This window comes from Enterococcus sp. AZ194 (assembly GCF_051713825.1).
Taxonomy (GTDB): Bacteria; Bacillota; Bacilli; order Lactobacillales; family Enterococcaceae; genus Enterococcus_K.
Genome location: NZ_JBIOQR010000001.1, coordinates 312,922 through 331,294, shown reverse-complemented (window position 1 = coordinate 331,294; position 18,373 = coordinate 312,922). Strand labels below are relative to the sequence as shown.

Annotated in this window: 29 protein-coding genes; 1 reads left to right on the top strand and 28 read right to left on the bottom strand. The window is 39.1% G+C overall.

Annotated elements, in window-relative coordinates; genetic code table 11:
- The first annotated feature begins 673 nt into the window (after window positions 1–673).
- Entirely contained in the window at window positions 674–3,313 is a 2,640-nt protein-coding gene (locus tag IGI37_RS01820) for a YfhO family protein (RefSeq protein WP_438759694.1), read from the top strand.
- Between the two features lie 104 nt (window positions 3,314–3,417).
- Here IGI37_RS01820 and truA read toward each other — a convergent pair whose 3' ends face one another.
- The 28 genes from truA to rpsS all read right to left on the bottom strand — a co-directional run bounded on the left by truA (window position 3,418) and on the right by rpsS (window position 18,336).
- A complete protein-coding gene (gene truA, locus IGI37_RS01815; RefSeq protein ID WP_438759693.1) occupies window positions 3,418–4,164 on the bottom strand; it encodes a tRNA pseudouridine(38-40) synthase TruA in 747 nt (248 codons plus the stop codon).
- 205 nt (window positions 4,165–4,369) lie between these two features.
- A complete protein-coding gene (locus tag IGI37_RS01810) occupies window positions 4,370–5,167 on the bottom strand; it encodes an energy-coupling factor transporter transmembrane component T family protein (protein ID WP_438759692.1) in 798 nt (265 codons plus the stop codon).
- Window positions 5,157–6,026 carry an energy-coupling factor ABC transporter ATP-binding protein gene (locus tag IGI37_RS01805; RefSeq protein ID WP_438759691.1) on the bottom strand — a complete coding sequence of 290 codons (870 nt, stop codon included), beginning with the start codon at window positions 6,024–6,026 and terminating at the stop codon, window positions 5,157–5,159. Before IGI37_RS01805 ends, IGI37_RS01810 begins: the two co-directional genes overlap by 11 nt.
- On the bottom strand, window positions 6,002–6,841 hold the full coding sequence (locus tag IGI37_RS01800) for an energy-coupling factor ABC transporter ATP-binding protein (RefSeq protein WP_438759690.1): 840 nt from the start codon (window positions 6,839–6,841) through the stop codon (window positions 6,002–6,004). The genes IGI37_RS01805 and IGI37_RS01800 overlap by 25 nt, the downstream gene beginning before the upstream one ends.
- A 277-nt stretch (window positions 6,842–7,118) precedes the next feature.
- The gene (gene rplQ / locus IGI37_RS01795) at window positions 7,119–7,499 is read right to left on the bottom strand and encodes a 50S ribosomal protein L17 (protein ID WP_010767964.1); all 381 of its coding nucleotides are present in this window, start codon (window positions 7,497–7,499) and stop codon (window positions 7,119–7,121) included.
- A 27-nt stretch (window positions 7,500–7,526) separates the two neighbouring features.
- Complete coding sequence (locus IGI37_RS01790) at window positions 7,527–8,465, bottom strand: DNA-directed RNA polymerase subunit alpha (RefSeq protein WP_010767963.1); 939 nt, start codon at window positions 8,463–8,465, stop codon at window positions 7,527–7,529.
- 81 nt (window positions 8,466–8,546) lie between these two features.
- The gene (rpsK, locus tag IGI37_RS01785; protein WP_010734450.1) at window positions 8,547–8,936 is read right to left on the bottom strand and encodes a 30S ribosomal protein S11; all 390 of its coding nucleotides are present in this window, start codon (window positions 8,934–8,936) and stop codon (window positions 8,547–8,549) included.
- Window positions 8,937–8,963: 27 nt separating this feature from the next.
- On the bottom strand, window positions 8,964–9,329 hold the full coding sequence (rpsM, locus tag IGI37_RS01780) for a 30S ribosomal protein S13 (protein ID WP_438759689.1): 366 nt from the start codon (window positions 9,327–9,329) through the stop codon (window positions 8,964–8,966).
- 17 nt (window positions 9,330–9,346) lie between these two features.
- Entirely contained in the window at window positions 9,347–9,463 is a 117-nt protein-coding gene (gene rpmJ, locus IGI37_RS01775; protein WP_010742772.1) for a 50S ribosomal protein L36, read from the bottom strand.
- Window positions 9,464–9,495: 32 nt separating this feature from the next.
- On the bottom strand, window positions 9,496–9,714 hold the full coding sequence (gene infA, locus IGI37_RS01770; RefSeq protein WP_010767960.1) for a translation initiation factor IF-1: 219 nt from the start codon (window positions 9,712–9,714) through the stop codon (window positions 9,496–9,498).
- A gap of 201 nt (window positions 9,715–9,915) precedes the next feature.
- Entirely contained in the window at window positions 9,916–10,563 is a 648-nt protein-coding gene (locus IGI37_RS01765) for an adenylate kinase (RefSeq protein WP_438759688.1), read from the bottom strand.
- A gap of 64 nt (window positions 10,564–10,627) precedes the next feature.
- On the bottom strand, window positions 10,628–11,923 hold the full coding sequence (secY, locus tag IGI37_RS01760; protein WP_438759687.1) for a preprotein translocase subunit SecY: 1,296 nt from the start codon (window positions 11,921–11,923) through the stop codon (window positions 10,628–10,630).
- Window positions 11,923–12,363: a 50S ribosomal protein L15 gene (gene rplO, locus IGI37_RS01755; protein WP_438759686.1), complete on the bottom strand. Its 441-nt coding sequence runs from the start codon at window positions 12,361–12,363 to the stop codon at window positions 11,923–11,925. Before rplO ends, secY begins: the two co-directional genes overlap by 1 nt.
- 39 nt (window positions 12,364–12,402) lie before the next feature.
- Window positions 12,403–12,582: a 50S ribosomal protein L30 gene (rpmD, locus tag IGI37_RS01750; RefSeq protein ID WP_438759685.1), complete on the bottom strand. Its 180-nt coding sequence runs from the start codon at window positions 12,580–12,582 to the stop codon at window positions 12,403–12,405.
- A gap of 14 nt (window positions 12,583–12,596) precedes the next feature.
- Complete coding sequence (gene rpsE, locus IGI37_RS01745) at window positions 12,597–13,097, bottom strand: 30S ribosomal protein S5 (RefSeq protein ID WP_161841847.1); 501 nt, start codon at window positions 13,095–13,097, stop codon at window positions 12,597–12,599.
- Window positions 13,098–13,117: 20 nt separating this feature from the next.
- Complete coding sequence (gene rplR, locus IGI37_RS01740) at window positions 13,118–13,474, bottom strand: 50S ribosomal protein L18 (RefSeq protein ID WP_010767954.1); 357 nt, start codon at window positions 13,472–13,474, stop codon at window positions 13,118–13,120.
- 63 nt (window positions 13,475–13,537) lie between these two features.
- Window positions 13,538–14,074: a 50S ribosomal protein L6 gene (gene rplF, locus IGI37_RS01735; protein WP_438759684.1), complete on the bottom strand. Its 537-nt coding sequence runs from the start codon at window positions 14,072–14,074 to the stop codon at window positions 13,538–13,540.
- A gap of 31 nt (window positions 14,075–14,105) precedes the next feature.
- Window positions 14,106–14,504 carry a 30S ribosomal protein S8 gene (gene rpsH / locus IGI37_RS01730; protein WP_438759683.1) on the bottom strand — a complete coding sequence of 133 codons (399 nt, stop codon included), beginning with the start codon at window positions 14,502–14,504 and terminating at the stop codon, window positions 14,106–14,108.
- A gap of 35 nt (window positions 14,505–14,539) precedes the next feature.
- Window positions 14,540–14,725 carry a type Z 30S ribosomal protein S14 gene (locus tag IGI37_RS01725; RefSeq protein WP_002356214.1) on the bottom strand — a complete coding sequence of 62 codons (186 nt, stop codon included), beginning with the start codon at window positions 14,723–14,725 and terminating at the stop codon, window positions 14,540–14,542.
- A gap of 18 nt (window positions 14,726–14,743) precedes the next feature.
- A complete protein-coding gene (gene rplE, locus IGI37_RS01720) occupies window positions 14,744–15,283 on the bottom strand; it encodes a 50S ribosomal protein L5 (RefSeq protein ID WP_438759682.1) in 540 nt (179 codons plus the stop codon).
- Window positions 15,284–15,310: 27 nt separating this feature from the next.
- The gene (gene rplX, locus IGI37_RS01715) at window positions 15,311–15,646 is read right to left on the bottom strand and encodes a 50S ribosomal protein L24 (protein WP_438759681.1); all 336 of its coding nucleotides are present in this window, start codon (window positions 15,644–15,646) and stop codon (window positions 15,311–15,313) included.
- A 36-nt stretch (window positions 15,647–15,682) separates the two neighbouring features.
- Complete coding sequence (gene rplN / locus IGI37_RS01710; protein WP_069697070.1) at window positions 15,683–16,051, bottom strand: 50S ribosomal protein L14; 369 nt, start codon at window positions 16,049–16,051, stop codon at window positions 15,683–15,685.
- Between the two features lie 59 nt (window positions 16,052–16,110).
- On the bottom strand, window positions 16,111–16,377 hold the full coding sequence (gene rpsQ, locus IGI37_RS01705) for a 30S ribosomal protein S17 (RefSeq protein ID WP_161841853.1): 267 nt from the start codon (window positions 16,375–16,377) through the stop codon (window positions 16,111–16,113).
- Between the two features lie 24 nt (window positions 16,378–16,401).
- Window positions 16,402–16,590: a 50S ribosomal protein L29 gene (rpmC, locus tag IGI37_RS01700; protein WP_010767948.1), complete on the bottom strand. Its 189-nt coding sequence runs from the start codon at window positions 16,588–16,590 to the stop codon at window positions 16,402–16,404.
- Window positions 16,580–17,014 carry a 50S ribosomal protein L16 gene (rplP, locus tag IGI37_RS01695; protein ID WP_438759680.1) on the bottom strand — a complete coding sequence of 145 codons (435 nt, stop codon included), beginning with the start codon at window positions 17,012–17,014 and terminating at the stop codon, window positions 16,580–16,582. Before rplP ends, rpmC begins: the two co-directional genes overlap by 11 nt.
- 2 nt (window positions 17,015–17,016) lie before the next feature.
- On the bottom strand, window positions 17,017–17,673 hold the full coding sequence (gene rpsC / locus IGI37_RS01690; RefSeq protein WP_438759679.1) for a 30S ribosomal protein S3: 657 nt from the start codon (window positions 17,671–17,673) through the stop codon (window positions 17,017–17,019).
- A 13-nt stretch (window positions 17,674–17,686) separates the two neighbouring features.
- Window positions 17,687–18,034, bottom strand: coding sequence for a 50S ribosomal protein L22 (gene rplV / locus IGI37_RS01685; protein WP_010767945.1), 348 nt, complete (start codon window positions 18,032–18,034; stop codon window positions 17,687–17,689).
- 23 nt (window positions 18,035–18,057) lie between these two features.
- A complete protein-coding gene (gene rpsS / locus IGI37_RS01680) occupies window positions 18,058–18,336 on the bottom strand; it encodes a 30S ribosomal protein S19 (protein WP_438759677.1) in 279 nt (92 codons plus the stop codon).
- Window positions 18,337–18,373 lie beyond the last annotated feature (37 nt).

Here is an 18,373-nt window from a genome sequence, read left to right as displayed (position 1 = left end):
TGAAATGTTTTCGAACCGTTCAATAGAACGGTTTTTTTTTGCGCTCAAAAATAAACAACAAGAGAAGCGCTAATACACTACTTCTTATCTCTCCAAAATTTTGAAAAACATTCCCACATTCTCACTTTTTTAGACACTCTTCATTGATTGTCTAAAAAACTCACAAATAAACTTGCATTCAGAATTCCTTTCAATTTTATCGTCTTACGGTAGTCCCTCCAAAAAAACTATATATTGTATAATAAATCTTCCTACCATCTTTCAAACTAATCTAGCTTCCTGATTGAGGATACATCGCTTCTTTTCTCAATTAGAAAACAAAACAAGAGTCGACTCTCTATTTCTAGAAACTCGACTCTTGCTGAATTGTACACTGACCACAATATACAATTCCGGTACTAACCGTTTATGATACTCCTATGTGCACCTACTAAACAAATGTCTAATAAGCAAATAAATATGTGCTGTTATGTTTTAAAGATACCGTCTTTTAGTAAAAAAGTCAATATTCTGATAATATTTTTTATTATCTGAGATTTATTATCGTCATAAAAAAACACATGGAATCCCTAATATATAGGGATTTTTTATTAATTTTTCCAAAAATTGGAGGTTTTCCTATCAATATATGGTAAACTAAAATCAATAATTTTTTAGAAATTTGGTGACTTTTATGACAACTATTAAACGATTTATCAAAGCTAATCGTTCTTATATGTTAGCTAGTTTCTTTATTCCTTTTTTCATTTTGGCCTTTGTCTATCTGACTATCGGAATTTATCCTGGAAGCAGTCGCAGCATTTTGGCCAGTGACGCCTTCTCCCAATTTTCAAATTTTCATGCCAGCTTTCGAAATATGTTGAAAGGCGATCAAAGTATTTTCTATACATGGAATGGTTCCTTAGGTTTAAATTACCTTTCCGTGATTTCTTATTATCTAGGTGGTTTTTTCACAGCTCTTGTTTTTTTCTTTCCAAATCAGATGATGCCAGACGCTTTATATGTCCTGACCTTATTAAAGGTAGCCAGTAGCGGGTTAGCTTTTTGGTTCTTAGCAAAACACACCTTCAAGATTCCTCGTTGGAGTCATGTAGCCTTAGCCGTAGCCTATGCCTTGTCTTCTTTTGCCATTGCGCACTCTGAGATTATTATGTGGCTAGACGCCTTTGTTTACCTACCTTTAATCATCTTAGGCATTCATCGCGTGATGGACTTAAAGAAGCCGACATTACTCTTTGTTTCTTATTTGATGCTCTTTTTATCTAGCTTTTATATGGGCTTCATGGTCGGACTATTCTCATTTTTATACTTCTGCGTTCGTTTGTTGACTCATTGGAAACAATATAAAGGCTCCATCCTTCAATACGGGGTAACTTCTTTACTCGCGGGTGGTGCATCGATGATTATCATTTTACCAGCTTTAGTTGACTTACGTGAAAATGGAGAAAAATTAAGCGAAATTACTAAGCTAAAAACAGAAGCCACGAACCTTTTTGATATTGTCATTAAAAATATGGTCAGCGTGTACGACACAACAAAATACGGTTCAATTCCATTTATCTACATCGGTTTATTGCCGTTAGTTTTCTGTCTTTTGTATTTTGTCACCAAGAAGATTCCTTTAAAGGAAAAACTAGGCTTTATCAGTCTTTTTGCCCTTCTTACAGCTAGCTTCTATCTGGTGCCTTTAAATCTTTTCTGGCACGGTATGCATGCACCAAACATGTTCTTATTCCGTTATGCGTTTCTTTTTTCTTTTCTAGTCATTTTCCTAGCCGGTTATGGTTGGGAGCAGTTTAAACGAGAAGATTTAGGAACACTTTGTGCGCTCATTTTAGTATTAATCGGTGTTTTCTGCATCGCCTGGGGGACAAAAGGATCCGAGAATTATTCGTATGCCACCCTCGTTTCATTCGCCTTAACCGTGGCTTTTTTACTCGTCTACTTACTGGCCATCGGATACTATCAATTAGGTTCGTTTCCAAAGAAAAAGTTGACCATTTTGTTACTCGTCTTGATGAGTGCTGAAGCGGTTATCAACACAAGTGGTATGGTTCATGGTATCTTGGACGATTGGAATTATGCGTCAAGAAACTTATACACTCAGCCTTATCCTGACATAAAAAAACTCGTTGATAAAACGAAGGATGAAAACAAAACCTTCTATCGACTAGAAAATCTCGATGGTGTTTCAGCCAATGACAGCTTCAACTACGGCTATAACGGGATTGGCATGTTTTCTTCTATTAGAAACCGCCATTCATCGACTTATTTAAATACACTAGGTTATCGTTCGCGAGGAACCAATCTGAATCTGCGTTATCCGAATAATACCGTTGCTATGGACAGCTTCTTAGGTGTCAAATACCTTCTTTCTAAAGAAGATATCAATACGTATGGTTTTAATTCAGTAGGACAATCTGGCTCTTATCAGTTGTACGAAAACAAAAACGCCTTACCATTAGGCTTCTTGACACCAAACACGATTCAAGAAATTAAGCAGCCTGAAACAGATAACTTAACGAGTCAAACGAATCTCCTAAACGGAATTTCTGGTTTGAACATGGGCTATTACCAATTTTATCCAATCACGATTGTCGAACAAAAAAATACTATTATTGATCGGTCAGGTAATCGTGTCACCTATAAAGAAGAGAAACCAAATATTTCTAAAGATATCACTTGGCAAGTGACGGTGCCCGCCAATACACAGGCCTATATCAGTCTCTTTCCAACTGATTTTGCTCAATTAGACAACTCATCTGCAACTGTTACAGTTAACGGCATCAGTCACAAAACGCAGATGAATATCACGGGCCAATATTACGATCTTGGCTACTATGAAAATCAAACCACTTTTGACTTTACCGTTAGCTTCTATGGGACCGCCGCTGTTAGCTTCATTGAGCCTGAAGTCTTAGGCTTAGATACATTGGCCTATCAAGCAGCCATTGACCAAGTCAAACAATCTGGCGTCGATTTTACAGTCAAAGGACGCACTGCAACGGGAAAGGTAACAGTATCGGAGGAGCAGACGCTACTTACTACGATTCCTTATGATAAAGGCTGGACCGCCAAAATCGATGGGAAAAAGGTCGACATCACTGGTTTTCAAAATGCCTTTGTGAGTTTTAAGGTACCAAAAGGCGCTCATACGATTACTTTAAGTTATCTGCCAGTCGGTTTCATCCCTGGCGCATTTCTATTCGTTGTCTGCATCCTTCTATTTATTGGCTATCTCTATTGGTTAAAGAAAAGACCCAATTCACGCCTATCAAACAGCAAGAATTTAGACGAGCTGACTTACGACTAATCAAAAATTAACACTCATCTAGTCAAAAAAATGACCGAAGCTAGTGAATGAACGCCCCGTTCACCTCACTAGTTTCAGTCATTTTTTATTATCTAACCCGTTTTTTAGTCATATTTTACTTCTACCAAATATAAGCCTTCTGGATGGGCGGTAGGTCCAGCCAGATTCCGATCCTTGGATGCAATAATCTCCGGAAGAACTCCTTCAGGCATACGCCCATTGCCAATTTTAAGTAAGGTTCCCACCAAAATACGAATCATTTTATACAAAAAACCATCCCCACGAAACGTAAATAACAGCTCATCTCCCGCTTCATTCACAGTCATTTTCGCTTCATAAATCGTTCGAACTTTATCTTCTATCGGACTTCCCGATGCACAAAATGCCGTGAAATCATGTGTCCCTAATAAGTCAGGCAAGGCCCGTTGAATCTTTTCCACGTCGATTGGATAGGGAAAATAACTCGCATAAAACCGCCGAAACGGACTCCGTGGTTTACCTATATCCACCCGAAACTGATAGGTCTTTTCCGTCACAAGGTAACGCGCATGAAAGTCTTCTTGGACAATCTCCACTGATTTTACAGCAATATCTTCTGGTGTTTGTGTATCTAAACCAAAACGCATTCGTTCCAAGGGGCGCGTCTCTGGGTAATCAAAATGAATGACTTGCCCAATCGCATGTACCCCAGCATCTGTTCGGCCCGAACCAAATATTTGAATGGTCTTTCCATTCGCCATCTTTTTTAAGGTTTTTTCGACTTCTTCTTGTACAGTCCGGCCATTTGGTTGCCTCTGAAATCCATTAAAATTCGTTCCATCATAGGAAATAGTTGCTTTATATCGAACCATCGTTTCCCCTCATTCTCTCTGACTTTTTTATGAATAGACGACCCACTTTTAAACTACTCGCCTACCGTTCATCTACTTGTTTTCGTAAAAATAAGGAAGAGGACGAGTATTCATCCACTCCCTTACTCATTTATTTCTTTATTCTGCTACCTTCACCTGTTATTTTTTTCGTTTTTCCTCAAAATCATTCAACTGGCGTTTAAACTTAGCTTCGGAAAAAGACCAAAGCAACTGTTAGTAGTATAAAGGCCACAAGAGCAATCGTATCACGCATGTGCCAATGAAGAACACGATATTTCGTCCGTCCTTCGCCACCTTGATATCCTCTTGCTTCCATCGCTGTTGCCAAATCCTCCGCTCGATTAAAACTACTCACAAATAACGGAATTAGCAACGGAACAACTGCCTTCATTTTTTGAACTAGGCTGCCTTCTCCAAAATCAACCCCACGTGCGCGCTGAGCATTCATGATTTTTTCTGTTTCATCCATTAAAGTCGGAACAAAACGTAACGCAATAGAAAGCATCAGAGAAACCTCATGAACAGGGAAACGAATCGCTTTTAACGGACGCAGCAAATACTCAATCGCATCAGATAACTCTAATGGTGGCGTCGTTAAAGTCAGCAACGTCGACATAAAAATAATCAGAACGAAACGGCAAAAAATAAAGATACCATTCGTCAAACCAAACTCTGTGATGCTAAACACGCCCCACTCCCAATAAACAGCGCCACCACGAGTGAAAAATATTTGTAAAGCCACAGTAAAAAGAATCAGCCAAATCAGTGGTTTTACACCGCGTAAAAAGAAATTTAAATCAACCTTTGATAAAAGAATAGCCACTATAGTAAAGACGGCCATTAACAAGTAGGTTTGCCAATTGTTTGCTAGAAATATAATGCCAATAAAATAAAAACTAGCCAGTAGCTTCGCTCGAGAATCCATTCTGTGAATGATTGAATCCCCTGGCATATATCTTCCTAAAATCAGTTTATTCATCATGGGCAGATCCTCCTGCTAAAGAAACGAGTTTATCTGCTAATTCATCAGCCGTTAATGGTAGAGAATCAAAGGAAACTCCTTTTGCAACTAACCGCTCAGCAAATTCCGTTGCGGTTGGCACGCCTAATTGTTTTTCTTTCAGCCAATTCAGCTCTTGGAAGATTTCTTTTGGTTCGCCATCACGGACAATATGACCTTTTTCAAGTACATAGACATAATCCGCATAGTTTGCCACATCATCCATCAAATGAGTGACTAACACGATAGTCATCCCAGCTTCTTTATGAAGGGATAAGAACATTTCCATCATCTCTTTACGTCCTTGTGGATCTAAGCCTGCTGTGGGCTCATCTAAGACCAATATCTCGGGTTCCATAGCTAGTACACCTGCAATAGCTACTCGACGCATTTGACCACCAGAAAGCTCAAATGGTGAACGCTCCAAATAACTTTCATCTAATCCAACCTGCTTTAACATCTTTTCAGCAAGTTTTCGGCCTTCCTCTTCACTCGCTCCAAAGTTTTTTGGCCCAAAAGCGATATCCTTCGCCACTGTCTCTTCAAATAGCTGAGCCTCAGGAAACTGAAAGACAATGCCAACTTTTTTTCGAATCGGTTTCAAATTTTTGTTATCTGTCTCAGGAACAATTTTTCGTTCCCCAATCTCAACCATTCCCTTTGTCGGTTTGACTAAAGCATTCAGATGTTGAAGAAGAGTCGATTTGCCACTTCCAGTATGACCAACAAGCGCAGTATAAGAACCTTCTTTTATAGTTAAATTAATATCAAACAAAGCGCGTTGTTCAAATGGGGTATTCGGTTGATAGGTATAATCTACTTTTTCAAAACGGATGTCCATAACCAATCCACCATTCCTTCCTCAGTCAAATACTTCTCAGGCACATCAATTCCTCGTGTTTTAAGGGCGGCCTTTAGCTTTTCAGGAAAGGGTAAATCCAAACCTAGCTCAATCAACTCAGGTCCAGCAGAAAAAATCTCTTCCGGCGTCCCCTCACTAACTAACTCACCCCGACGCATCACAAGGATACGATTCGCATTCGCAGCTTCGTCTATGTCATGAGTAATCGAAATCACTGTTAAATTACTTTCTTCTTTGATCTTTTGAATCGTTGAAATAACCTCTGCTCGTCCTTCTGGATCAAGCATACTTGTCGCTTCATCTAATATAATAATATCTGGTCGTAAAGCCACCACCCCAGCAATCGCTACTCGTTGCTTCTGTCCTCCAGATAAACGCGCAGGCTCCTTTTTAGAAAACTCACCCATGCGAACCCCCTCTAACGCAGCCTTCACACGTTCAATCATTTCTGCGCGTGGAACGCCTTGATTCTCTAAACCAAAGGCCACGTCATCTTCAACGGTCGAACCAACAAATTGGTTATCTGGATTTTGAAACACCATGCCGACCATTTTTCTTATTGACCATACATTGTCTTCGTTTAATGATTGTGTGCCTACTGTAACTGTACCTTCTTCTGGCATCAATAAACCATTAATCGTTTTGGCTAAAGTAGATTTTCCCGAACCATTATGTCCGATAATCGCAATCCACTCTCCCTTATCAATCGAAAAAGAAACATCTCGCAAAGCAGGACGCGTATCATCAGGTTGATATTTATAAGTGATATTCTTTAATTCAATAATTGGCTCCATGACGTACTCCTCATCCTTTTTAAAGTTCTTATTAACACTATCAAAAAATGCGTAAGTTTTCAATTATATTCGTCGCGAAAGGATAAAATGCTTTTTTGTCTACAAAACTGTCCTGTCAAGACATCTATTTTTGTGTACAAAAAAACACTTTATGATGAGTGCTTACTCTCCAAATCCAAAAGATTTGGAGAGCAGCGCTGAGCTAGACTCGGAGTATAAACTCCAACATCATAACACTCTAAAAGAATCATCTATAAAGTGATGGATTAGTGTGATTTTAGACAAGTTCTAAGATTACCATTGGTGCGCCGTCTCCGCGTCTTGGTTCTGTTTTCAAGATACGAGTATAGCCACCTTGGCGTTCTGCATAGCGAGGTGCGATATCACTGAATAGCTTTTGTAAAGCTGATTCAATAACGATTTCTTCGTTTTCTTCGCGTACGCTAGCAACTTCGTTACGAACGAAAGCAGCTGCTTGACGACGTGCATGAAGATCTCCACGCTTACCTAATGTAATCATTTTTTCGGCAGTAGAGCGAACTTCTTTAGCACGAGCTTCAGTCGTTACGATACGTTCGTTAATTAATAAATCAGTTGTTAAATCACGCAACATCGCTTTACGTTGGCTAGATGTGCGTCCTAGTTTACGATAACTCACGTTGGTTTCCCTCCTTCGTAAAAGGTTTTAATCTTCTTTACGTAATCCAAGACCTAGATCATGTAATTTGGCTTTTACTTCTTCAAGAGATTTACGGCCTAAGTTACGTACTTTGATCATTTCAGGTTCAGATTTATTTGTAAGTTCTTGTACAGTATTGATTCCTGCACGTTTTAGACAGTTGTACGAACGAACAGATAAGTCTAATTCTTCAATTGTCATTTCTAACATTTTTTCTTTTTGTGTTTCTTCTTTTTCAACCATGATTTCAGCATTACGTGCTTCATCAGTAAGGTTAACAAAGATGTCTAAATGTTCAGTCATGATTTTTGCAGCTAAACTCATTGCTTCTAATGGTTCAATAGAGCCATCAGTCCATATTTCCATCGTTAATTTGTCGAAATCATCACGACGACCAACACGTGTGTTTTCTACTTGATAGTTCACACGACGAACCGGTGTGTAGATAGAATCAACTGGAAGAACACCTATTGGCATATCTTCTTTTTTGTTTTCATCTGCTTGAACGTACCCACGACCAGGTCTCACAGTTAAGCGAGCATGGAATGTAGCACCTTCAGAAACACTACAGATATATAAATCTTTATTGAGGATTTCTACATCACTATCAACGATAATATCGCCGGCAGTTACAGTAGCTGGTCCAGTAATATCGATTTCAAGGGTTTTTTCTTCTTGACCATACATTTTAAGCGCTAGGCCTTTAATGTTCAAGATGATTTGTGTGACGTCTTCTCTCACACCTTTGATGGTAGAGAATTCATGTAGCACACCATCGATTTGAATATTAGTGATGGCAGCACCTGGCAAAGAAGATAATAAAATACGACGTAGGGAATTACCTAAAGTAGTCCCATACCCTCTTTCAAGAGGTTCAACGATGAACTTGCCATAATCTTTCTCTTCATCAATTTTTGCGATTCTTGGTTTTTCGAATTCAATCATTCTTATCTTTACCCCTTTCAAAACGAAAAGTGTCTTGTTCAATGACGTTTTTTAATTCAAACTCAAAATGAGCTGCACTCATTAAACACGACGGCGTTTTGGAGGGCGGGCACCATTATGAGGAACTGGAGTCACGTCACGAATTGCAGTCACTTCTAAACCTGTTGCTTGTAATGAACGAATTGCTGCTTCACGTCCAGAACCAGGTCCCTTAACTGTTACTTCAACAGTCTTTAATCCGTGTTCCATTGCTGCTTTAGTAGCAGTTTCTGCTGCCATTTGAGCGGCAAAAGGAGTTGATTTCTTGCTTCCTTTAAATCCTAATGAACCAGCTGATGACCACGCTAAAGCATTTCCGTGAGTATCAGTGATCATGATGATTGTGTTGTTGAATGTAGAGTGGATATGTGCAATCCCAGCTTCTATATTCTTTTTGACACGGCGTTTACGATTCACTTTTTTTGCTACCATGAAGTTTTAACCTCCTTCACTTAAGATTTATTTTTTCTTGCCTGCTACAGTACGAGCTGGGCCTTTACGAGTGCGTGCATTATTTTTCGTGTTTTGTCCACGAACTGGTAATCCACGACGATGACGAATTCCACGGTAAGAACCGATTTCCATTAGACGTTTGATGTTTAAGTTCACTTCACGACGAAGATCCCCTTCAACTTTCAAGCTGTCGATTTCAGCACGGATAGCGTCTGTTTGTTCATTCGTTAAGTCACGAACACGAACATCTTCAGAAACTCCGGCATTTTTTAGAACTTTCTTTGCAGTAGTGTTACCAATACCATAGATATAAGTAAGTGAAACTACTACACGTTTATCACGAGGAATATCTACTCCTGCAATACGAGCCATATCTGTTACACCTCCAATTATCCTTGACGTTGTTTATGTTTTGGATTTGCTGGACAAATCACCATAACGCGTCCATTACGACGAATTACTTTACAATGCTCACACATTGGTTTTACTGATGGTCTTACTTTCATGATAATACCTCCTGTGGTTTTACGGAGTACAATTATTTAAAGCGGTAAGTAATTCGGCCACGGCTTAGATCATACGGTGATAATTCCACCGTTACTTTGTCACCTGGTAAGATACGAATATAATGCATTCGGATTTTTCCAGAAACAGTAGCAAGAACTTGGTGTCCGTTTTCTAATTCAACTTTAAACATTGCATTCGGCAAAGTTTCGACGACTGTACCTTCGACTTCAATCATATCTTCTTTTGCCACGCACAGTACCTCCTTGTACTTGTTTCGCATTTTCACACGATAAAATGGCGGAAACTGCAGTTCCCACCTCGAAATTCTCAAAATGATCCACTAGAATGACTACTCACTCTAGAAGTCGGACTGACATATTTTATCATATTTTGTTAAACTTGGCAAGAAAAACTGCATTATGCAAGTCGGCTATGGGCAATTGACAATTAACTATCCTTCAATGATTTTTTTCACATCAACGAATACATCATCAATCTCACGATCACCATCAATACTTTGTAGCAATCCTAACTCTTTATAGTGAGCTAAGATCGGTTCGCTATTTTTAATATTGATAGCTAAACGATTTTTAACCGTCTCTGGTTTATCATCTTCTCTTTGATAGAATTCATGTCCACCACAACGATCACACGTTCCTTCAACCTTTGTCGGATTGAATAATTTGTGATATGTTGCTCCACAACTACGGCAGATGAATCGACCAGCTAAACGCTCAATCAATACATCTTCAGCTACGTGGATGTCGATGACTGCATCAATTTTTTTGTTCAAGTCTGATAACATAGCATCAAGTGCTTCAGCTTGTTCTAATGTACGAGGGAAGCCATCTAATAAGAAGCCTTTCTCAGTATCAGGTTCAGCCAAACGCTCTTTAACGATCCCATTTGTTACTTCATCGGGGACTAACTCCCCTTTGTCTATATATGATTTTGCTTCCAAGCCAAGAGCCGTTTCATTCTTCATAGCCGCACGGAACATGTCGCCCGTAGAGATATGAGGAATTCCGTAAGCATCAATAATTTTTTCTGCTTGCGTCCCTTTTCCTGCACCTGGTAGCCCCATTAAAATGAGGTTCATTGCTGTACCCTCCTAATGAATTGTGAGAACGGTGCTGAGGAAAATCCTCAACACACTTTCTTACTTAATCAATAAATCCAACATACTTACGTTTCAGCATTAAGCCGTCTAACTGTTTCGCAGTTTCTAATGCAACACCAATAACGATTAGTAAGCTAGTTCCGCCTAGACCAATAGATTGCGGTAAGTTCCAAAGCATTTGAGCTGCAATTGGAATTAAAGCAACTAGACCTAAGAAAACAGCACCAACTGTACTTAAGCGCATCAATAGACTAGAAACATACTCCTCAGTCCCTTTACCCGGGCGAACACTTGGAATATAACTTCCTTGCTTTTGCAAGTTCTCAGAAAGTTTTTCTGGGTTCACTTGGACAAAAGCGTAAAAGAACGTAAACGCAACAATCAAGATAGTATAAATCGTTGCACCAGGCAATGTATTATAACTAAATATTTGCGTCACTACATCATACCAAGCCGCTCCCTCGAACTTCCCACTTAGTGCTTGAAGCACAGCATTAGGAGTTGCGATAAATGAGCTGGCAAAAATTACTGGAATAACTCCGGCAGCATTTACTTTTAACGGTAAATAACTACTAGTCGGTGCCCCAGCAACACGTTTTGTGTATTGAATAGGAATTTTACGTTCTGCTTGTTGAACATATGTCACAAGCGTTACAATAACCAAAATTGCAATGATTAAGATAGCAACAAAGATCGCTGATTTCCAAATTTCTGAAGACTCGATATTCACGAAGTAATCTTCGTAAATTTCTTTGATGCCATCAGGTAAACGAGAAATAATTCCCGCAAAGATAATCATTGAAACTCCATTACCAATCCCTTTTTCGGTGATTTGCTCCCCTAACCAAGTCACAAACATTGTTCCAGCTGTTAGGATTAACCCAATAGTTAGATAAGTTTGAACGTTAGGAGTTTTGACAAAACCTAGTTGTGCATACGTATTAAACCCAGCCGTAATCCCAATTGATTGGACAAACGCTAAAACCAAAGTTAAATAGCGTGTTGCTTGGTTTAATTTTTTACGACCCACTTCACCTTGTTTCGACCATTCCACAAACTTGGGAACGATGTCCATCTGTAACAATTGAATAACGATTGACGCAGTAATGTATGGTGAAACCCCCATCGAGAAGATAGAGAAGTTTTGCATAGCACTCCCACTAACCAGGTTCATCATGTTAAAGAAAGGTAATTCACTTAAGCTTTGCAAGCTGTTTGCATCCACACCAGGCACAGTTACATGCGCACCCAAGCGGAAAGCAAACAGAACAAATACTGTAAAGAGAAGTTTTGACCTAATGTCTTTTACTTTAAAAGAATCTTTTAATAGTTTAAACATTAAATCACCTCGATTGAACCACCAGCAGCTTCGATTGCTTCTTGCGCTGCTTTAGAGAATTTAGCGGCTTTGACAGTTAATTTTTTAGTTAACTCGCCGTTAGCAAGCACTTTAATTCCAGCTTTTTCATTTTTAACGATTCCAGCTTCAATTAAAGCAACTGGGCTAACTTCTGTACCATCTTCAAAACGATTTAATACGTCTAAGTTGATTACAGCATAGTCTTTACGGTTTACGTTAGTAAATCCACGTTTTGGTAAACGACGGAATAAAGGAGTTTGTCCCCCTTCGAATCCTAAGCGTACGCCGCCACCTGAACGAGCTTTTTGTCCTTTTTGACCACGTCCGGCAGTTTTACCATTACCAGAAGATGTTCCGCGACCTACACGATTGCGTACTTTGCGAGACCCTTCAGCAGGTTTTAATTCATGAAGTTTCATAGGTTTGGCACCTCCTTAAACAATCTAAATAACTCTTTTTTAGACTTCTTCAACGTCCACTAAATGAGAAACAGTGTTGATCATGCCTTTGATTGCATCATTGGCAGGTTTCACAACTGTACTATTTAATTTATTTAAACCTAACGCTTTAACAGTATCGCGTTGGTTTTGAGGACGTCCGATAACACTGCGTTTTAATGTTACTTTTAATTCAGCCATTATTTTTGTCCTCCTTAACCGATAATTTCTTCAACTGATTTGCCGCGAAGTTCTGCAACTTCTTCAACACGTTTCAATTGAGTTAAACCTTCTACAGTCGCACGCACAACGTTAATTGGTGTGTTTGAACCTAGAGATTTAGATGTGATATCCGCAACTCCAGCTAATTCCAATACGGCACGAACTGGTCCACCAGCAGCAACTCCAGAACCTTCTACAGCAGGTTTCATAAGGATGCGTCCGCCACCGAATACACCGATTACTTCGTGAGGGATTGTAGAACCAACCATTGGTACTTCTACCAAATTTTTCTTAGCGTCTTCGATTGCTTTACGGATAGCTTCAGGTACTTCTTGCGCTTTACCAGTACCAAAACCAACATGTCCGTTTTTATCTCCCACAACAACTAAAGCAGCAAAACGTAGACGACGTCCACCTTTAACAACTTTTGTTACACGGTTGATTGCAACAACGCGGTCTTCTAATTCCAAGTGTTTTGGATCAATATAAACCATGAATGGTGTTCCTCCTTCTCCTAAAATTCTAGTCCATTTTCACGAGCTGCTTCAGCTAAAGCTGCAACGCGGCCATGGTAAAGGTATCCACCACGGTCAAAGACTACTTTTTTGATGCCTTTTTCAGCGGCACGTTCAGCAACTAGTTTCCCAACTGCTGTAGCGACTTCTGTTTTTGTATCGCCTGATACTTCTTTATCTAAGGCAGAGGCACTTGCTAGCGTCACACCCGCTACGTCATCAATAACTTGAGCGTAGATGTTTTTGTTCGAACGGAAAATATTTAAGCGTGGGCACTCAGCAGTACCAGAGATTTTGTTACGTACACGACGATGTCTCTTTTGACGTGTTTTATTTTTATCTGGTTTTGTAATCACAATTGTCACCTCTTTAATTTTGCTAGCCATTAGGCTGCGAATAGTAATTCACGTGAATTACTATTATTTACCAGTTTTACCTTCTTTACGACGTACGTATTCGCCAACATAACGGATACCTTTGCCTTTATAAGGTTCTGGTGGACGAACGATACGAATATTCGCAGCTAATTCGCCAACATCTTCTTTATTAGCACCTTTAACGATTACTTGAGTGTTTGAAGGAACTTCAACTGTCACTCCAGCAGGTGGTGTAATTTCAACTGGATGAGAGTAACCAACGTTTAATACAAGTTTTGTTCCTTGTAATTGCGCACGGTACCCAACCCCAATTAATTCTAAAGCTTTTTCGAAACCTTCGCTAACACCAACAACCATGTTGTTGAAGTTTGCACGAGTTGTTCCGTGGATTGTTTTCATTTCTTTACTGTCGTTTGGACGAGTGAAAGTTACTTCGTTTCCTTCGATATTGATTTTAATATCAGAAGAGAAAGTACGTGATAATTCACCTTTAGGTCCTTTAACTGTAACATCATTTCCATCTTGAGTAATTGTCACGCCAGCAGGGATGACAATAATTTTATTACCAATACGGCTCACTTAGAGACACCTCCTTGTGTTTTCTTTTAAATTACCAAACGTAAGCGACTACTTCGCCACCAACGTTTTTAGCTCTCGCTTCTTTATCAGTGATAACACCTTCAGAAGTTGAGATGATTGCAATACCTAAACCATTAAGTACTTTTGGTACTTCATCAGCTTTAACGTAAGCACGTAAGCCTGGTTTAGAGATACGTTTTAAGTTCGTGATAACACGTTCGCTGTTTTTTCCATATTTTAAGAAAACACGGATCACACCTTGTTTGTCATCTTCGATATATTCTACATCGCGGATGAAACCTTCACGTTTCAAGATTTCTGCGATATCACGCTTGATTTTTGATGCAGGCACTTCTAACACTTCATGTTTAACCATGTTTGCATTACGAATGCGAGTTAAAAAATCTGCAATTGGATCTGTCATGACCATTGAACTGTTTACCTCCTTTATGCAAGTTTACTTGTTTACCAGCTAGCTTTCTTCACGCCGGGAATTTGTCCTTTATAGGCAAGTTCGCGGAAGCAAATACGGCAAAGATGAAATTTACGATAAACTGAATGTGGACGTCCGCAACGTTCGCAACGTGTATAAGCTTGTGTTGAATGTTTCGCAGGACGTTTGTTTTTAGCAATCATTGATTTTTTAGCCACGTAGTTCGCCTCCTTTTTTTATTTTTGGAATGGCATACCTAATTGTCCTAGCAATTCACGAGATTCTTCATCTGTGTTTGCTGTTGTAACAATAACGATGTCCATACCGCGTACTTTATCTACTAAATCGTAATCAACTTCTGGGAAGATTAATTGTTCTTTAATACCTAAAGTATAGTTACCACGACCATCAAAGGCTTTTTTACTTACTCCGTGGAAGTCACGAACACGTGGTAAAGATACTGATACTAATTTGTCTAAAAATTCGTACATTCTTTCGCCGCGTAGCGTTACTTTCGCACCAATTGGCATTCCTTCACGTAAACGGAAGCCAGCGATTGATTTCTTAGCTTTTGTAATCATTGGTTTTTGACCAGTGATAATTGCTAATTCTTCAACAGCTTTATCTAAGTTTTTTGCGTTTGATACCGCATCACCAACACCCATGTTGATGACAATTTTATCAACTTTAGGCGTTTGCATAACAGAACTATAGTTGAATTTTTCCATTAATGATGGAGTTATTTCTTTAAGATATTTTTCTTTCAGGCGGTTCATTCAATAAGCCCCTCCTTCCTCAAATAATTATTTATCTTCTGTTTTTGTTACAGGAGTCGTAATAACTTCTCCAGATTTCTTAGAAACTCGAACTTTTACGCCGTCAACGACTTTGTATCCGATACGAGTAGCTTCACCAGTTGATGGGTCAATGACCATCACGTTAGAAGCATCAATTGGAGCTTCAAACTCAACAATTCCTCCTTGAGGAGCTGATTGTGAAGGTTTTTGGTGTTTTTTAGCAATATTAACACCTTGTACTGTGACTTTATTTTGTTTAGGGAAGACAGCTAGGACTTCACCTTCTGTATTTTTGTCTTTACCAGTAATTACTTTAACTTTATCGCCTTTTTTAACAAACATTATTGTTGCGCACCTCCTTTGATAAGTGACTCACGATTATAAAACCTCTGGTGCTAGAGAAACGATCTTCATGAAGTTGTTTTCACGTAATTCACGTGCAACTGGGCCAAAGATACGTGTTCCACGAGGGCTTTTATCATCACGGATAATTACTGCAGCATTTTCATCAAATTTAATGTAAGAACCATCAGTACGACGAGCGCCTGATTTTGTACGAACGATAACGGCTTTTACTACTTCACCTTTTTTAACAACCCCACCTGGCGTTGCTTGTTTAACAGTAGCAACAATCACGTCACCAATATTAGCAGTTTTACGACCAGAACCACCAAGGACTTTGATCGTTAAAATTTCACGCGCGCCAGAATTATCAGCGACTCTTAAACGGCTTTCTTGTTGGATCACGATGTGTATCCTCCTTTCAGATTTTGAAGTCTCAATCTATATAGGAAAATCTCGTTTTATTAGATAATAACTGCTTCTTCCACTACTTCTAGTAAACGGAAACGTTTTGTAGCTGATAATGGACGAGTTTCCATAATTCTCACGATATCTCCAACTTTTGCAGTGTTGTTTTCGTCATGAGCTTTGTATTTCTTAGAATACTTCATACGTTTACCGTAAATCGGGTGATTCTTTTTCGTTTCAATTGAAACTGTAATCGTTTTGTCCATTTTATCGGAAATTACACGACCTTGGTAAACTTTACGTTGATTTCTTTCTTCAGTCATACGATGAATGGCCTCCTTCCACTATTAGTTAGCTTGTTCACGCAATACTGTTTTGATGCGTGCAATCGATTGACGTACTTGTTTAATACGCGCAGTGTTTTCTAATTGACCTGTAGCTAGTTGGAATCTTAGATTAAACAATTCTTCTTTCAATTGTTTCTCTTGGTCTAGCATTTCGGCAGTGGTTAATTCTCTGATTTCTTTAACCTTCATTCGATTCACCACCCATTTCCTCACGTTTTACGATTTTCGTTTTGATAGGTAATTTGTGAGAAGCAAGACGTAATGCTTCGCGAGCTACATCTTCAGGTACGCCTGCAATTTCAAACATGATTTTGCCACGTTTTACTGGTGCAACCCATCCTTCAGGAGCCCCTTTCCCTTTACCCATACGAACGCCGATCGCTTTAGATGTATATGATTTATGAGGGAAAATTTTGATCCATACTTTCCCGCCACGTTTCATGTAACGAGTCATAGCAATACGAGAAGCTTCAATCTGACGGTTTGTAATCCAATGTGATTCAACAGCTTGTAAGCCGAATTCACCAAAAGCGATTTCTTTTCCGCCTTTTGCTTCACCGCGCATTTTTCCGCGGAATTCACGACGGTGTTTTACACGTTTAGGTACTAACATGATTATTTCCCTCCTTTCTCAGTGTTCTTTTTAGTTGGAAGAATTTCTCCACGATAAATCCACACTTTAACTCCTAGTTTTCCGTATGTTGTATCTGCTTCTTCCCAAGCGTAATCAATATCTGCACGCAATGTGTGTAGAGGAACTGTTCCTTCAGAATAACCTTCTGAACGAGCAATATCTGCACCATTTAAACGGCCTGATACTTGAGTTTTAATCCCTTTAGCTCCTGAACGCATTGTGCGTTGGATTGCTTGTTTTTGCGCACGACGGAAAGCTACACGGTTTTCTAATTGACGTGCAATTCCTTCGCCCACTAATTTTGCATCTAAATCTGGTTTTTTGATTTCAACAATGTTGATGTGAATTCTTTTTCCAGTTAATTTGTTTAATTCTTTTCTTAGGTTTTCGACTTCAGATCCGCCTTTACCAATTACCATACCTGGTTTAGCTGTGTGGATTGAAATGTTCACACGGTTTGCAGCGCGTTCGATTTCAATTGTAGACACAGCAGCATCAGCAAGTTTAGTCGAGATAAATTTACGGATTCTTAAATCTTCGTGTAAAAATTCAGCATACTCTTTTTCAGCATACCATTTTGCATCCCAATCGCGGATGATTCCTACACGCATTCCAATTGGATGTACTTTTTGCCCCACTGAATGTCCCTCCTTATTTTTCTGATACGACTACTGTAATATGACTTGTACGTTTGTTGATTGGAGAAGCTGATCCTTTAGCACGTGGACGGAACCGTTTCATAGTTGGTCCTTCGTTAACAAAGGCTTCAGATACTACCAAGTTTTCAACATCTAAGTCAAAGTTGTTTTCTGCATTAGCAACTGCGGACATCAAAACTTTTTCGATGATTCCAGCAGATTTGTTCGGTGTGAATTTCAAGATTGAAATTGCATCCGCAATGCTTTTACCTCTGATAAGATCGATTACTAAACGGGCTTTACGAGGTGAAGTGCGAACTGTTTTTGCAGTTGCTTTAGCTGATGTAATTTGTTCTGCCATTTGTATTTATCCTCCCCTCAAAATTAACGTCTAGTTTTCTTATCGTCTGCAGCATGGCCACGATAAGTTCTAGTTGGTGCAAATTCACCTAATTTGTGTCCTACCATGTCTTCTTGAATATAAACTGGCACATGTTTACGTCCATCGTAAACTGCGATTGTAAATCCAACAAAACTTGGGAAAATTGTAGAACGACGAGACCAAGTTTTAATAACTTTTTTCTTTTCGGCACCTTGTTGAGCTTCAACTTTTTTCATTAAATGCTCATCAGCGAAAGGTCCTTTCTTTAAACTACGACCCATGGTGAACCTCCTCTCAAATTGTGTAACACTCTGATAA